Origin of the sequence: Mycobacterium sp. TY815, assembly GCF_030755135.1 — a bacterium.
Lineage (GTDB): Bacteria > Actinomycetota > Actinomycetes > Mycobacteriales > Mycobacteriaceae > Mycobacterium.
The window spans coordinates 3787293-3802123 of record NZ_JAUFRX010000001.1; the positions used below are offsets into that span (position 1 = coordinate 3787293).

General features: G+C 64.1%; 15 protein-coding genes and 1 tRNA gene. 6 read left to right on the plus strand and 10 right to left on the minus strand.

Going from position 1 to position 14831, the window contains the following annotated elements; translation table 11 throughout:
- Window positions 1-76 precede the first annotated feature (76 nt).
- The 3 genes from dcd to QXK92_RS16485 all read right to left on the minus strand — a co-directional run bounded on the left by dcd (window position 77) and on the right by QXK92_RS16485 (window position 1952).
- Complete coding sequence (gene dcd / locus QXK92_RS16475; RefSeq protein ID WP_306242912.1) at window positions 77-649, minus strand: dCTP deaminase; 573 nt, start codon at window positions 647-649, stop codon at window positions 77-79.
- 23 nt (window positions 650-672) lie between these two features.
- Window positions 673-1344 (minus strand): hypothetical protein, encoded by a 672-nt coding sequence (locus QXK92_RS16480; protein WP_306242914.1) that lies wholly within the window; start codon window positions 1342-1344, stop codon window positions 673-675.
- 128 nt (window positions 1345-1472) lie between these two features.
- Entirely contained in the window at window positions 1473-1952 is a 480-nt protein-coding gene (locus QXK92_RS16485; protein ID WP_306242915.1) for an SRPBCC family protein, read from the minus strand.
- 30 nt (window positions 1953-1982) lie between these two features.
- On the opposite strand from QXK92_RS16485, the gene QXK92_RS16490 reads away from it, so the two are divergent.
- The 4 genes from QXK92_RS16490 to QXK92_RS16505 all read left to right on the plus strand — a co-directional run bounded on the left by QXK92_RS16490 (window position 1983) and on the right by QXK92_RS16505 (window position 4525).
- Window positions 1983-2056: transfer RNA gene (locus QXK92_RS16490), tRNA-Gly, on the plus strand.
- A 180-nt stretch (window positions 2057-2236) separates the two neighbouring features.
- Entirely contained in the window at window positions 2237-2659 is a 423-nt protein-coding gene (locus QXK92_RS16495) for a hypothetical protein (RefSeq protein WP_306242917.1), read from the plus strand.
- On the plus strand, window positions 2660-3607 hold the full coding sequence (locus QXK92_RS16500; RefSeq protein WP_306242918.1) for an HAD family hydrolase: 948 nt from the start codon (window positions 2660-2662) through the stop codon (window positions 3605-3607). It begins immediately after the preceding gene.
- Between the two features lie 36 nt (window positions 3608-3643).
- Entirely contained in the window at window positions 3644-4525 is an 882-nt protein-coding gene (locus QXK92_RS16505) for a hypothetical protein (RefSeq protein ID WP_306242920.1), read from the plus strand.
- Window positions 4526-4547: 22 nt separating this feature from the next.
- Here QXK92_RS16505 and QXK92_RS16510 read toward each other — a convergent pair whose 3' ends face one another.
- From QXK92_RS16510 to QXK92_RS16525, 4 genes are all read right to left on the minus strand, one after another.
- The gene (locus QXK92_RS16510; RefSeq protein WP_306242921.1) at window positions 4548-4964 is read right to left on the minus strand and encodes a tyrosine-type recombinase/integrase; all 417 of its coding nucleotides are present in this window, start codon (window positions 4962-4964) and stop codon (window positions 4548-4550) included.
- Window positions 4965-5041: 77 nt separating this feature from the next.
- Window positions 5042-5335, minus strand: a complete 294-nt coding sequence (locus QXK92_RS16515; protein ID WP_306242923.1) for a hypothetical protein — start codon at window positions 5333-5335, stop codon at window positions 5042-5044.
- A gap of 217 nt (window positions 5336-5552) precedes the next feature.
- Window positions 5553-5693 (minus strand): hypothetical protein, encoded by a 141-nt coding sequence (locus QXK92_RS16520; protein ID WP_306242925.1) that lies wholly within the window; start codon window positions 5691-5693, stop codon window positions 5553-5555.
- A 29-nt stretch (window positions 5694-5722) separates the two neighbouring features.
- Window positions 5723-6208: a DUF456 domain-containing protein gene (locus QXK92_RS16525; RefSeq protein WP_306242927.1), complete on the minus strand. Its 486-nt coding sequence runs from the start codon at window positions 6206-6208 to the stop codon at window positions 5723-5725.
- Window positions 6209-6280: 72 nt separating this feature from the next.
- On the opposite strand from QXK92_RS16525, the gene QXK92_RS16530 reads away from it, so the two are divergent.
- Window positions 6281-7051 (plus strand): endonuclease/exonuclease/phosphatase family protein, encoded by a 771-nt coding sequence (locus tag QXK92_RS16530; RefSeq protein WP_306242928.1) that lies wholly within the window; start codon window positions 6281-6283, stop codon window positions 7049-7051.
- A gap of 257 nt (window positions 7052-7308) precedes the next feature.
- On the opposite strand, the gene QXK92_RS16535 is transcribed toward QXK92_RS16530, so the two are convergent.
- The 3 genes from QXK92_RS16535 to adhE form a co-directional block, all read right to left on the minus strand.
- Complete coding sequence (locus QXK92_RS16535; RefSeq protein WP_306242930.1) at window positions 7309-9459, minus strand: serine/threonine-protein kinase; 2151 nt, start codon at window positions 9457-9459, stop codon at window positions 7309-7311.
- A gap of 309 nt (window positions 9460-9768) precedes the next feature.
- Window positions 9769-10992: a hypothetical protein gene (locus QXK92_RS16540; RefSeq protein WP_306242932.1), complete on the minus strand. Its 1224-nt coding sequence runs from the start codon at window positions 10990-10992 to the stop codon at window positions 9769-9771.
- A gap of 107 nt (window positions 10993-11099) precedes the next feature.
- Complete coding sequence (adhE, locus tag QXK92_RS16545) at window positions 11100-13736, minus strand: bifunctional acetaldehyde-CoA/alcohol dehydrogenase (RefSeq protein ID WP_306242934.1); 2637 nt, start codon at window positions 13734-13736, stop codon at window positions 11100-11102.
- 124 nt (window positions 13737-13860) lie between these two features.
- Here adhE and mtnA point away from each other — a divergent pair, with 124 nt between their 5' ends.
- Window positions 13861-14826 carry an S-methyl-5-thioribose-1-phosphate isomerase gene (gene mtnA / locus QXK92_RS16550; RefSeq protein ID WP_306242936.1) on the plus strand — a complete coding sequence of 322 codons (966 nt, stop codon included), beginning with the start codon at window positions 13861-13863 and terminating at the stop codon, window positions 14824-14826.
- Window positions 14827-14831: the final 5 nt, after the last annotated feature.

A 14831-nucleotide genomic window follows, 5' to 3' on the forward strand; every position in this document is an offset into this window, starting at 1 on the left:
AGGTTTATCGGTCTGCGGAGGGAAACACGGCACGCGGCCGCCGAATTCCATTGTGGCCCCGGAGGCTATGTGCCAGCTAGGTGGTTCGTATGAAGTTCAAATACGACCGCGACGGTGTCGGGCCCCGCTGACCCTGATACTTCGAGCCTACTTGCGAACTGCCGTAAGGATGTTCGGACGGGCTGGTCAGCCGCAGAAGACATAACTGGCCGATTTTCATCCCCGGCCACAGGGTGATCGGCAGGTTGGCCACGTTGGACAGTTCCAGGGTGATGTGCCCGCTGAAGCCCGGATCGATGAAGCCGGCAGTGGAGTGAGTCAGCAAACCCAGGCGGCCCAGCGACGACTTGCCTTCCAAGCGTCCTGCCAGATCGTCTGGCAGCGTGCAGAGTTCCAGGGTCGAGCCGAGCACGAACTCGCCGGGGTGCAGGACAAACGGCTCGCCGGGCGCGGGTTCGACCAGACTTGTCAGCTCATCCTGCTGCTGCGCAGGGTCGATGTGGGTGTAGCGGGTGTTGTTGAAGACCCGGAACAGCGAGTCGAGCCGGACGTCGATGCTGGACGGCTGAACCAGGGCATCGTCGAACGGGTCGAGGCCCAGTCGACCAGCGGCGATTTCGGCCCTGAGGTCACGGTCGGAGAGCAGCACCCGACGAGCGTAACCGCCCCCGGTTAGCGGACGTAGATTTCGTCCCCGGTGGGATAGCCACCGCCGGTGGTGGTGACGTGCACGTGGTCGTAATGGCCGTAGCCGCCGGACTGGGCGCCGCCGCCTGGCGTGTAGTAGGTACCGCGCCAGATTGCATCCTGGATGCCGAAACGGTCGGCGTTCTGCAGCACGAAGGTGACGATGGCGTTGCCCAGCTCGATACCCTCATCCGAACTGGGGTTCGGGATCATCACGTCGAGCGCCAAGCCTTCGGGGTGCCACCGCAGTGCGTCGGGCCGGACGCCGCCGATCTGGTGGATCTCGGGGAACAGCGCGCTGATTGCGCGCTCCACCAAAATGGTTCTCACCTGCAGCCCCGCCTCCGGGGCGACGCCCATGGGCAGGATGCGAGATCCCGCGTTGGCCCGCGACCGATCGGCCCGCGAGCGCTGAGCCGGCGCCATCTCGTCGATGCTGAATTTCAGATGGGAGGTGTCGATGGTGGAGCCCGGCGCGGCCGCGGCGAGTTCTATGCAGCACTGGGTTTCGGCGAACATCGGCTTCACTTCAGCGCGCGGGGGGCCCGCGGGACTGACATCTCCGGCCACCGCGAAGTAGACAGCGGCAGAGGCGAGGCCCGCAGCCAGCACTGCGGGCGATTTCCGCGGCTTCCTAGCTAACTCGTGCCTGCCCACGGGACGTCACAATACGAGGTTACGGATGATAACGAAAGGGTAAACATCACATTTTTAGGATTTGCATTAATTCACAGTCTTAACGACTTCTCGAATTACACACTTGTGATTCGCGCCGTCGGATGTAGTCAGCCGACCAGCCAGTCCGACAGCTCCTCGAGCATCTGGCGCGCGTAGCCCCGCCAGAACCAACCGAAGGCCGGCAGGGCGGACGCCGCCACGCGCGACCGGGGAAACATGGTGTAGCGCCACGTGATTCGCGTGCCGGTGCCGGCCGGGGCGAAGAGGAATTCGCCGTCGATCTTGGTGAGCAGGCCGGCGAGGGGTCCTTTGAAGTCCGCGATCTCGTATATCCACGCGCGCGGTTCGTCGACGCGGACGACGGTCTCTCGAATACTGCCCCACGGTCCCAACTCGAGGACCCGCGTCTGACCGGGGGTACCGCGCCAGTCGTCGGCGTCGCGCCCGCTCACCGCCACGATCGGGGGAATCGGCCCGTACCTGCGGCGGAACATGGCCGGCACGTCCATCTCGATGATCCCGCGGAACGCCTGCTCAGGCGCGACGGGGAGGGTTCGGAATTGTTCGACCCGCACACCATTCGACATCGACCGATGCTAGCCTTTCTGGGCGACAGCGCCGATGTAGTTCAATGGCAGAACATCAGCTTCCCAAGCTGAATACGCGGGTTCGATTCCCGTCATCGGCTCCACATCACCGCAGTTCAGGGCTTTATATGCCCCAATTACTCTCCACAACCACCTGAGACTTGTCGCTATCTCGTCGTTCATCCGGCGATACCTCGGCCCGAGAACTGTTTGCTGAGCCGTGCGCTCTGGCGTAGTCGAACATAGGTTCGATTTCTGTCGTACCCCGCCGCTACCGTGCAGGTATGACAGACCACGCGGAAGTAACGGAAATCTCGACGGCCCGTCAACGGCAGACCTACACTGACGCCATGACGGACGTGGGGAGCCCGGTTCATCGTCAGATCGCCGTCGAAGACATCGCCAACGCCATCGCACGCCGGTGGCAAGACGAGGCGAATACGACCGTCCGAATGCTGACCAGCACTGCTATCTACCTCCAAGAACGCAAACTCGTTGAGTGGGTGTTTGAAAGCACCAAGTCGGCAGCGGATCACGCAGACGTGTTCAAGCAGATACGCAAACGCGGCATCGACGTCGGAGTTGTCCTACCGATGCCGGAACTCGGTAGTGCGCACGAGGAATTTTGGGGAACAGGGCTGACCCTGTACGGCTGGATTGACCGTGGCGACGAGGTAATAAGGTTCACCGGTCCTGAGGTCGCATAGATGCCGCCGTCCCTCGTAACCCAAACAATCATTGCCTTCATTTGGGACTTCGACCGGACGCTTACCCGCGGCTACATGCAGAAGCCACTGTTCGACCATTACGGCGTTGACGAGAGCAAGTTCTGGCGAGAAGTCAATGCACTCAAGAAGTTCTACGGGGGATATGAGCTACAGCTTGCCGAAGACACTGCGTACCTAGAGCACACGCTCAACTACGTCCGCACGGGCAAGTTCCCAGGATTAAACAACGCTCTGCTAAGACAACTCGGTGCGCAGGTTGAACTAGCGCCCGGCATGCCCGACTTCATGAAGCGAACAAGAGATTTTGTTGCACAAGATGAGCGGTATGCCAAGCACCTGATCTCAGTCGAGCACTACGTCGTCTCGACCGGCCTTCGCCAGATGATTGAAGGGAACCCAATTTTTGAACACCTCGACGGCGTTTGGGCGTGCGAACTACTGCCGGACGCGCCTATTGCCGTTGACGGCGAACTCGATCCCGCCGGATTCAATCCCGATGGTCCGTTGACGCAAATCGGCTACACCATCGACAACACTACGAAGACCCGCGCCGTGTTCGAAATCAATAAGGGCATCAATAAGCTTGAAAACGTAAACGTCAACGCACGCATGGCTCCTGACGAGCGCCGCGTTCCAATCAGCAACATGATCTACATAGCCGACGGCCCCAGCGACGTGCCGGTGTTTTCGGTCGTCGGTGGCTCCGGTGGAAAAACACTAGCCGTACACAGTGGAAACAACTACGAAGGTGTGCAGCAACTCCAGGACGACGGACGCGTAAACCATACGGCCAGTGCGGATTACAGCCAAAACAGTGACGCCGACTTATGGCTATTCCGGTCCTTGCGAATCATTGCAGATTCGATCTGCCAGCGACGTGAACAACTTATCGATAGCATCGTCAACCCGGCTGGACACGCGGTCTAGGCAACGCTGCGGGTCGGGAGGGACTGGCTGAACCCGATGACGCTGATACAGACGTTCTTCTCGGCTGACTACGTAATACAGGTGTCGGATCGCCGGTTGACCAAAGCTGATGGATCAGTCTTCGATGACGAATACACGAAGCTCATTTGTTGGAACCAAACGTTCACTGCTGGTTTCACAGGGCTCGCGCGTATCGATATTGGGCAGAAAAAGTCAACGTCAGAATGGATCGCTGAGGTTTTGTGCGACTACCCGGCTTTTGGGTATGGAGTCGACGCACTACGTCGGGAAGCTGAAAATGCTATCCGCAAGCTGCCAAATCATTGGGATAAACGTCTTGCGGTCGTCATTGCCGGGTTCGATTCAAACGGCAAGTTGCTCTGTGCGGAGGTTGCAAATTTCGACGCCACGACAGGGTTTACATCAGATCAGAACAGTTTTGCACTCAAAGGATTCACACTGGTCACTGGCCGTAAGACCGGCTCACATACCGCAGGGGCGCCCCTCAACGAGATACAAAACAAGTTGCTCAGGCGATATCTTCCGCGCATCGTAAACCAAACGAACGGTATCAACCGCGCGATCAAGATTATGGTTGAAAACCAACGGCGAGTTGCGAAACTTCACAAAACAGTGGGCTTGGACGCTCAATGCGTTTTTATTCCCAGGCAGCAACATCAAACAGGCATGGTTCTGAGCAACCTCGACGGAACGGATATCTCAACGACAGGCAGCAGTTTTGGATTTTTCGATGCCGGTGGCTTTCAGTATGAGCAATTCGGGCCGCTGTTCGCTCATGGCGGCTTAGTTGTCGATCAGTTCACAGGCACAGCCGACCCCGCCAATCCCGACAACCAGGCCGTGAGCGTCAGATTCGTGAAAGTGCCACCCTCATGGTCGCAATCGAATTCCAGCTAGCCAGCCTGGTCGCGATGGACGGCTAGCTGCGACGGCGCATAGGCACCACGTTCGGCGCGGTGATCGGGCGGCTCATCGCTTCCAGCGCAGTCATATCGTCGCTGGCGTCGTCGTCGGGGAACAGATGGGTGTAAATATCCAGCGTCGTCGTGATCTTCGCGTGGCCCAGGCGGCGACTCAACTTGTCAGCTCCGATCCCGGCAGCCACACACAAACTCGCGTAGGTGTGCCGCATTGAATGGAACGTGATCTCTGTGGGAATCACCGTTTCACCGGCCAGCCGATTTGCCCGAAGCACCGCAGGACGAAAGACCGACTTGTAAAACGACTGGTGCCGCAGCAATCCTGACCAGTCGAGCACCAAGCGGGCGGCAGCCTCATCGACGCTCAACTTCGCCAGGGCGGTGGCCTGGCGGTGGGCTGTGGCCGCAGCAGTCAACGGCCCATCGCTGGCGCGCTTGCCGATTCGATCCGCGATGCAGGATCAACGCCACGACGGCCGGGTGGTGACCAGGATCAGCGCCGCTTTGGGCGTGTCCGTGCCTTGCGTAGTTGCTTGGCCTGACGCCGGTAACCCGCTGTGAGCTTGCGGCCTTCGGCGCGAGCGGCTTGCGCGTCGAACTTGCGGCCCGTCAGCGCCGTCGTCGGGAACGCCCGCGCGCGAATCGCGGTCAACCGCTCGTGATCGGCGGCAGCGCGCGCCACGTGTCCCTTGACGATCCGACGCCGCTGGGCGGCTGTGCGCGTGCGACTGGCGGGACGGGCTTGACTGGCCGCAACTACTCCGGCGACGGCGACCGTCGAACCCACGGCGGCACGACGACGGCGACGGCGTTTGCGCTGCGCTTCTGTGGCGGTACCGGTCGGCGCGAAACGCCGCCGCGCATCACGGACGTAAACGCGCTGCGGCTTGCGACGACCACCACGACGACGCGCCACGGTTACCCGTCAGCGCTACAGATCCGTACTGCATCCGTTCGCAGAGAAGGTGTCTTGACCCTCGCCTGACCGTCGCTCCGTCAGACGCTCACGCCGAATCTGTTTGCTGGCCAGACCTTTTCAGGCCGATCGCGCCATCAACCAACGGCTCGGGCACCATGATTCTCGGCGTGCACATCGGCTTCGTATCCAGGGTCGCCGAGGAGAGCACGAAGTCGTTGGAAACCATTCGCGGTAGAAACGCTTTCGGCGAGGCGCCTACTGGGTTAAATACACCCCGGACACCCACGCGACGGTGGCGAGCATGGCGGCAGCTAGCTCGACACCCATCGACAACGCGACACCTTTCACGGCGTGCTTCGTCGAGGTCCATGCCAGGCGCTGGTCTCCGCGGGTGGCGAGCTCGGCCACGTAGACACCCAGCACGAAGCCGATCAGCAGGCCGATCACCGGGATCACGAAGAAACCAATAATGCCCACCACCGCGCCCGCCACCAAACTCAGCGTGCGCACGTCGGCGGCCCGCATGCGCTTCACGGGCCAGGTGTATTTGATCAATGTCGCCACACCGAGCAACACGGCCACCACGCCGAGGGTCACCCACGCGGTGATGTTGTTCTCGACGACGGCCCACACCACGATCGCGCCGAATACCAGCAAGGTGCCCGGCAACAGCGGCACCACGATTCCGATGATTCCGACGGCGATCGCGAGTGCTACGAGGACGATGCCGGCAGCACTCATGTTCTCAACGTATCTCTGCGTAGAGGTCGTGCCACATACGATCGGGATGTGACGTCCCCCGATCAGGACGATGTGCTGACGGTGCTGACGTTGAACATATGGGGCGATCACCTGTGGGAGGAGCGCAAGCACGCGCTCGTCGACTGGCTCACGGAGATTCGCCCTGATGTGGTCGCGTTGCAGGAGGTGACGCGATCGCCGGAATTGTGTGAGGCGACGTGGCTGGCCGAGCAGACCGGGATGGACGCGGTGTACGCCGCCGCGTACGTCCGCCCGGGCCGCGGCGATTTCGGCAACGCGGTCCTGAGCCGCTGGCCGATCGTCGGCTCGCGGTCGCTCCAGCTGACCCTGGCGGGGGCAAATATCGAGCCTCGCGGCGCGCTGACCGTCGATGTCCGCGTTCGCAACCCTCTCGTGTCGGTCACCTCAACCCATTTGTCTTACCGGTTCGACGAGGGCTGGGTGCGCGAGGCGCAGGTCCGTCAGCTCGCCGATTTCGTCGGGACGGGCTCCGGCGATTTCCCCCCGATTGTCTGTGGCGACTTCAACGCCCGCCCGGAATCTACCGAGGTGCGACTCATCGGCGGCCTGCTGTTCGACGCCTTCGAGGTGGCCCATCCCGGTGAGCTTGGCTTCACCTGGAACAACATCAACCCGTACACGGCGCAGGACCCGACGCCGGATCAGCGCATCGACTACATCTTCGTAGGCGTGCCCACCGCTGACGGCGCGGGCAAGGTGCTCGACGCGGACGTTGTGTGCGACGCGCCGCGCCGCAGTGCCTGGCCCAGCGATCATTTCGGCGTCGTCGCCCAATTGGCATGCCCTTCCCCCGGGCAATAATTGGACGAACCACTTTGCGTCCGAGGGACGCTAGAAACATTCCCAAGCTGCCCACAGCGCCAACTAGTGGGGTGTCTCGGCCAGGTCCGGACCGGACGGGGCGCGTGGGAGGAATCCTCTAGCAGACGTCACGCAGCCGCGTAACGCTTTGTCCTACTAGCGATGCCATTCGGCGCACGCGCCGGGCAATTTGATAGCGCGTTTGTCCGCGAGCCGATTGACCGCACGCAGTTGCGGAGGCTATTTCCGGCTGCCCTTCACTGCTTGGTGCCCTCGAAAGTGCCGCTGCAAGTAGTCGGCTGCCATACTCCGTCGCGAATGAAAGTGCTGCCGCCCTGGGTGACGAAGACACCTCGCATTGTGCTGTCACGAAAGCTGAGCACGAAAGATCCGTCGACGTTAATTGTGCCGGTGAAGGCGGTCCCAGATGTATGAACCAGGGTCAGACTGCTTCCTTGGTGGCTAACGGTGACGGTCGCATCCCGGGGTGCCGTTCCACAGGAACCGGCTTGGAAGTGCAAGAGGTAGGTGCCGTCGATCTCGGGTTGGGTCGGCCCCGTTCCGGCGCCGGGCGTGGTGGGCGCGGGTTGGGGTGGCGGAACCGGTTGGCTGCGTGGGGTGTCGGCAGTGCCGGCAGTGCCGGCGGGCCGATTGAAAGGCTGGCCGGTAACCACGTCGACCAGAACAAAGATGGTGATGGTCGCCGGACTGGGCTGGACCGCGGCGAGTGCCGCGGGACGATAACCGGCCCAGGCGGCGCCGACGGGCTCCGGATCGCCGGTCAAAGCGATCGGCTCGGTCAGGGGATTGCCGCAGTAGCAACGGACCCGGGGAACCCCGTGGGCGTCGACGAACACCCCGGTCCCCGCTTGAAAGACCGATTGCAGGGTGGTGGGATTTGTTCCGTCGAATCCGTGATTAGTAACCCGGGTGTCCAGCCGCAACAGGACCGGGGTCAGTTCGCGTAGGTACGTCGGGATGTCGGCGGCCGTTAGTGGGTGCGCGCCGCTCCAGAACAAGCTCGGGTCGGTGTTGAGTGCAGCCACGAAGGCGCCGGCCTGAGCGGGATGGCCGCCCAGGAAGGCGATCATTTTGTCGCGATCGCACTCGGCGTTGTTGAGGGTGCCACCGTACAGGCCCTCGCGGTCACCGGGCAGCGACTGGGTGGCCACCGGGGTCCCGTCGCCGTGGGGCGGCAGGGTGGGCGGCGGCTGGGTGTTGCTCGGCGGCGCCGAGCCAGCGGGTGGCATGAACGGATTCGCCCCGGGGTCGGTGGCCGCAGCTAGGACTAACTCGGCGCCAGTCGCCTTGGGCGACAGGACATTACGGAGTAACACCGCACCGGCACCCACAGCCACGATGAGCAGCACCACCAGGGACGCCATCAACCACTTACGGTTCCAGCGGGTCACCGGTCGCGCCGCATCGGCGCGCCCTCGAGGACGTGTATCGCGGTGTGGGGATGGGCCATGGCGCAACTGGGTGGAAACCTCCCCAGGTGCGCCCGCGCGAACCGTGCAGGTCGATGACGGCATGGTCATGCCATCTGCCGACTCCAGCGCGCGTTGCGCAGCGCCGGCCAGGGCGGCACATCTCGGATAGCGGTCATCACGGTTCTTTGCCATGCCACGTTGGATCACCGCGTCCATTCCCGCCGGGATGCCGGCCTGCTGCGCGGCAGGGGATTGGCTGGGTAACGGGACGGGCAGATGCAGATGTCCGTACATCCACTGCTCGGGGCTGCGGCCCGGGTAGGGCACCGATCCGGTCAGCAGGTGGTAGAGGGTACAGGCCAGGGCATACTCGTCGGCCCGAGCATCCAGCACAATGGAGGGGTCGAACTGCTCGGGCGCCGCATACTGCAGGCTGCCGGTGAACGTGCCGGTCGCGGTGAGTCCGGACTGGTCGTGGACGGCTTTGGCAATGCCGAAGTCGGCGAGCAGGACTCGTTCGGGTTCTCCTCCGATGGGTCGGGCGAGCAGGATGTTGGCGGGTTTGACGTCGCGATGTAGCACGTCGGCGCTGTGGGCGAAGTCCAGCGCCTTGGCGGTCTCGGCGATGATGCGCACAGCGCGTGCCGCGGACAACGGTCCCTCGCATACCGCTTCGGCAGCGTCGGAGCCGTCGATGTATTGCATCGCGATCCACAGTTGCCCGTCCTGGTCGCCGCGGTCGTAGACGGCGACGATATTGGGATGGTCCAGACGTGCTACGTGGTCGGCCTCGCGCAGGAAACGAGCACGGAGTTCGTCGTCGGTCGTCGCTCGGCTGAGTAACTTCAGCGCGACGAGCTTCGGCAAGTTGGGGTGGCGGGCCAGATAGACCGCGCCCATCCCACCGACACCAAGAAGCCGCTCGACGACGTAGCCGGCGAAGACCTGACCAGGTCGCAACTGTTGGTGCGCCATGAGTACCGCCTCACCGGGATGATTGCCAGTTCATCCTGTCACCCGCGGCCCTCAGCATCGCCCTTTCAACCGCATTCTCACACCCACGTTTGACGACGGAGCGGATCAACGCTCGCTGATGCAGCGGCCGGTGACGCGCGCGCTGTCGTTGATTTTCTGGAAGGCGTTGTGGAACAACAAGTCTGAGTCGCGCTCGGGGCGCAACATGTAATACCACCCATCGCGCAGATCGACACGTCCGCTGGTAGCTCAGCACGGGGTCGGTGTGCCGGCACCCCCCATCGGCTCCACGATGTGCAAAGACGCCCGCTATCGCGGCGGAAGATCCGTCGCAAGCCGCACCGCGTGGATCGCTTGGCCGAAACCGCGGTCACGCGACGCCGCATGCAGCAGAAGCGCCTCGCCGCCGCCTTGCCAGGGCCAGCACGCGAATGCACCGCCGCGCACGGTGTCGGGCCTGTCCACAGGTCCCCAAGGCCGAAAGTCAGACGGTGCACCGACATAGTCGTCGTGCCACCCGTCGTCGACCCATTCGCCCCAACCCAGCATCAGAGTCCCGAACGGCGTACGAGCCTCATCCGGACCACCGTTGAGAATCCGCTCGGTCCATACTTCGGGCCGCTCTGCTCCGCAGATCCAGGATTGCCGGCCACCGTCGCGCGCAACCCATTCCCATTCGGCCTCGGACGGCAGACGCAGTCCGCACGCCGCTACCGTCGCCGCCGCCTGCCAGCTGTTTTGCCGCAGGACGCCGTGGACGTTGGCGTCGTCTCCCTCGATCGTCAGGATCGCGGCATGCCGCGCCAACAGCGGTGTCTCCGCGCAGAGGAACGGCTCGACGGTAACCGGGTGCGCCGGGGCCGCGTGCGCGGCGAAAAATTCAGCGCTTTCGGCAACCTCGTCGCCCAGCTCATCAAGTTCTGCCAGCTCGGCCTCCGTCATACCCATCGTCATCTGCCCGCCGGGCACGACCACGAAATTCAGGTCGCCGCGTTCGAAGCGCACCCGGACCACGGCGTCGCCGACGTCGGGAACGGGCGACCAACCTGCGCCCAAGGCTCCGGCCAATTCCAGGGCGAGGCGGTTACGTAGCGCTGCGTCACTCACGGCGCCCTCCGCAAGCTCGGGCCACTGCGACGCGGCCGACGTACGGTCGGATACCGGTCTCGGTCGCGGCGGCTCGGGCGGCAGCTGCTTGAACAGCACCTCGTACACATCGTCCTCCCAGGACGGCTCGGCGTACGCCGGCGTTCCGGGTTTCGACTCCGGCGGTTGCCACTGCGCACGGGTCGGGCAACCGACGGCCGCAGCGGCTCGATCCTGCGCGTCTTCGGATAGTTCACCAAAGATGTGGTGGGGATAGCGCAGTTTCGAAAGGTACTCGGCGGCTAGGGCTTCCGCGGTGGTAAGTGCTGTGTCAATAGGCGCCGAGAGCTGCCAGTCGGCAAAGTTGCCGGCGATCGCCCGCAGATCTTCTACCCCTGCTGCTGAGATGCCACTGACAAAATTCGGCCATGTTCCTTCCGACGACACAGGCTGCGATGCTAACAGCCCCTGGCCGCGGCACAGGATGATTCACGCTGCGCCACAGTGGAATACATGAATTCATTCACGACGGCCTCGCTATCGGCCGGCGGCGGTCATCCGGTAGTCCCGTGATACCCCGCCCGCAGCAACTCCGTGATCTCACTGACCAGCGGCATCCGCGGGTTGGTCCGGTTGCTGAGGTCCTCGAATGCCGTCATGGCCAACACCGGCAGCGCCGCGAGGAACTCCTCTTCGGCGACACCCATGTCCCGCAGCGAGCGCGGCATGTCGACCTGATGCAACAGGTCTTCGACTCCCCGGAACAAGCGGCCGCGGCACTCCTGCGGCTCGTGGCCACCGAAGATGAGCTGGCCGATCTGGGCGTATTTGTCGGGGGCGATGTAGGCCGAGTAGCCGGGCGCCGGCATGAATTTGGTGGGCAGGCTTGCGTTGTAGCGCAGCACATGCGGCAGGAAGATCGCGTTCGCCCGCCCGTGTGCGATACCGAATTTCGCGCCGACGGCGTGGGCCAGCGCATGGTTCGTTCCCACGAAGGCATTCGAGAACGCGAGCCCGGCCAAGGTCGCCGCGTTCGCCATGTCGGTGCGCGCGGCCAAGTCGGCGGGATCGTGGTATGCCCTGGGCAGTCCCTCGAAGATCAGCCGCGCGGCCTGCGCGCACAACGCGTCGGTGTATGGCGACGCGAAGATCGAGACCGCCGCCTCCAGCGCGTGCGTCAACGCGTCGATACCGGTGTCCGCGGTCAGAACCGGTGGCATCGACGACGCCAGCTCCGGGTCGATGATCGCCAGCTCAGGCACCAGGCTGTAATCGACCAGCGTCTCCTTCCGGCCCTGCACGGTCAGCACCGCTGCCGGCGAGACCTCCGAGCCGGTGCCCGAAGTCGTTGGTATGGCGACCAATTGGAGTCGGTGCCGGTCGGTCGGATAGTCGGCCACTCGCTTGCGTGGGTCGAGGAACGGCATGGTCAACTCGTCGAGGGTCTTCTCGGGATGCTCGTAGAACAACCGCATCGCCTTGCCGGCATCGAGCACCGAACCGCCACCCACGGCGATGAGAACCTCGGGTTGCACCCGTTCCAAAAGTTCGACGCCGCGGCGGATCGTCGTCTCGTCCGGCTCCGGGGTCACTTCGCTGAACACGTGCACGTGCCGGGTGCGCATCTTGCCGCGTAGCAGGTCGACCACACCCCGCTCGTCGCTGACGGCGTCGGTGACCACCACGACGGCGTCGCAGTCCAGCTCGCGCAGGTTCTCCAGCGCGCCGGCGTTGAAGTAGGTGTTGGACGGGACGCGGAACCACTGCGGCGGGGTGCGGCGCTTCGCGACCGTCTTGATGTTCAGCAGCTGCCGATAGTTGACGTTCTCGGTGGTGCTCGACCCTCCCCATGTTCCGCATCCGAGCGAGAAGGTCGGGGTCAGATTGTTGTAGACGCCACCGAGTGCGCCGACCGCGGTCGGCGCGTTCACCAGGATCCGCCCGGTGCGGACAGCCGCGCTGTAGGCGTCGATCACCGCCTGATCGTTGGAGTAGACGGCCGACGTGTGGCCCAGCCCGCCGTGTTCGGTCACCATGACCGCGACGTCGATGGCGTGTTGGACGTCGCGTGCCCGAACCACGCCGAGCACGGGCATCAGCTTCTCCTGCAAAAGCGGGTGTACGGCGAGTTCGTCGAGGTCCGCCGGCAACGGGGCCAGCAACACTTTCACCGTCGGGGGCACCGAAAACCCTGCCCGCGCAGCAAGTTCCGGCGCCTTCTGGCCCACCGCATCGAGCGAGACCTTGTCGCCACGACCGAACGCGAATCGCGTTATGGCGGCGGCTTCGTCGTCGGTGAGCACCCGCGCGCCCATCCGCTCGAACTCGGCGATCATCGCGTCATACACCTCGTCGTCGATGATGCAGGTCTGCTCGGCGGGGCAGATAACCGACGAGTCAAAGGTTTTCGAGATGAGGATGTCGACGACGGCACCCTTGATGTCCGCGGTCTTGTGGGCGTAGATGGGCGCATTCCCGGGGCCCACGCAGAGGCCCGGTTTCCCGGTAGCGCTCGCCAGCGCCACGATCTTGGGTCCACCGGTCACCCAGATGAAGTCGACCTGCGGATGTTTGAACAGATAGTGCGTCACCTCGTGGGCAGCGTCGGGAATGACCTGCAGCGCCCCGACCGGCATCCCGGCGGCTTCGGCCGCCTCGCGCAGGATTTCGACGCTGCGCTCGCAGCACCGCACGGCATACGGTGACGGCCGGAACACGATGGCGTTGCGTGTCTTCGCCGCCACGATCGCCTTGAACAGCACCGTCGACGTCGGGTTGGTCACCGGGGTGATGGCGAGCACCACGCCAATGGGTTCGGCGACGTGGACGATGTTGTTCTCGATGTCCTCGTCAACCACGCCCACCGACTTCTTGTCACGGAGATAGTCGTGGAGGAACTCGGTCGCCACGTAGTTCTTCACGACCTTGTCCTCGAAGACCCCGAACCCGGTTTCCTCGATCGCCAGGCCCGCCAACTCCGCTGCGGCACGCAGCCCGGCGCGCACCATCGCCTCGACGATCCGGTCGACCTGGGTCTGATCGAGCTTGCGGAATTCGGCGGCCGCGGCCGCGGCGGTGTCGACGATGGCGTCGATCTCTCGGCGGCGGCGGTCGTCGTTGTCCAGTGCGTCGCCGTCGCCGGCGGTAGTCGCGGCCGCGGCCAGCGGAGCCGCCCCCAGTTTCGTAGACATGGGTGACCTTCCTGATCGTCCTGCGGTGCCATCGTCGGCCAGCGCCACCGAAGTGGATAGAGGATTAAGTCCGTGCCGACTCGGGGCTGCAGTCACCTCATCGGCGCGAGCTAGGGTCACCAACGTGCGCAGAACCATCGACTGGGACGGCGACGCGGTCACGATCATCGACCAGACCGCGCTGCCCGCCGAATACCGCATCCTCCGACTGCGCACCGTCGACGAGTTGATCGACGCGATCCGCCGCCTGGCGGTCCGTGGCGCTCCGGCCCTCGGCGCAGCGGGGGCACTCGGAGTGGTGCTCGCCGCCCGCGAGGGAGGCGACGTCCGGGCCTCGGCCGAACGGGTCGCCCACGCCCGACCGACGGCCGTCAACCTCAGCTGGGGAGTCGAGCGCGCCCTGCGCAAGCTCGGCGAGGGCACCGAATCCGTGCTGGCTGAAGCACTTTCCATCCTCGACGAGGACGAACGTCTCAACCGCGCCGCGTCCGGCCACGCCGCCGAGATTGTGCTCTCGCTCTCCGACCGCCGCCCGCTGCGACTGCTCAGCCATTGCAATGCCGGCCACCTCGCCACGGTGGCCTGGGGCAGCGCACTCGGCGTCGTATGGCATCTGCATCGGCGCGGGCTGGTCGAATCGGTGCTGGTCGACGAGACACGACCGCTGCTGCAGGGGTCCAGGCTGACGGCGTGGGAGCTGGCACAGGCCGGTGTGCCCTACCGGGTACAACCGGACAGCGCCGCGGCGGCAGCGATGGCACGCGGCTTGGTGGACTGCGTGCTGGTCGGTGCCGACCGAATCGCCGCCAACGGCGACGTCGCCAACAAGATCGGCACCTACGGCCTGGCCATCGCCGCCCGTCACCACAACGTGCCACTCGTCGTGGTCGCGCCGTCGTCCACTATCGACGCCTCGCTACGCTCCGGCGCCGAGATCGCCATCGAGGAACGCGCGCCCGAAGAGCTGAGGGCCTACGCCGGCGTCACCATCACTCCACCGGACGCAGAGGCATTCAACCCGGCCTTCGATGTGACCCCGGCCGAGCTGATCACCGCCGTCGTCACCGAGCACGGCCAATTTCACCCCTAAACAAA

Coding starts and splice junctions, on each gene's coding strand:
- QXK92_RS16485 (WP_306242915.1), bottom strand. CDS start 1,952: ATGTCGAATGGTGTGCGGGTCGAACAATTCCGAACCCTCCCCGTCGCG.
- QXK92_RS16535 (WP_306242930.1), bottom strand. CDS start 9,459: ATGGCGCACCAACAGTTGCGACCTGGTCAGGTCTTCGCCGGCTACGTC.
- QXK92_RS16520 (WP_306242925.1), bottom strand. CDS start 5,693: ATGGTTTCCAACGACTTCGTGCTCTCCTCGGCGACCCTGGATACGAAG.
- QXK92_RS16505 (WP_306242920.1), top strand. CDS start 3,644: ATGACGCTGATACAGACGTTCTTCTCGGCTGACTACGTAATACAGGTG.
- QXK92_RS16525 (WP_306242927.1), bottom strand. CDS start 6,208: ATGAGTGCTGCCGGCATCGTCCTCGTAGCACTCGCGATCGCCGTCGGA.
- QXK92_RS16495 (WP_306242917.1), top strand. CDS start 2,237: ATGACAGACCACGCGGAAGTAACGGAAATCTCGACGGCCCGTCAACGG.
- adhE (WP_306242934.1), bottom strand. CDS start 13,736: ATGTCTACGAAACTGGGGGCGGCTCCGCTGGCCGCGGCCGCGACTACC.
- QXK92_RS16500 (WP_306242918.1), top strand. CDS start 2,660: ATGCCGCCGTCCCTCGTAACCCAAACAATCATTGCCTTCATTTGGGAC.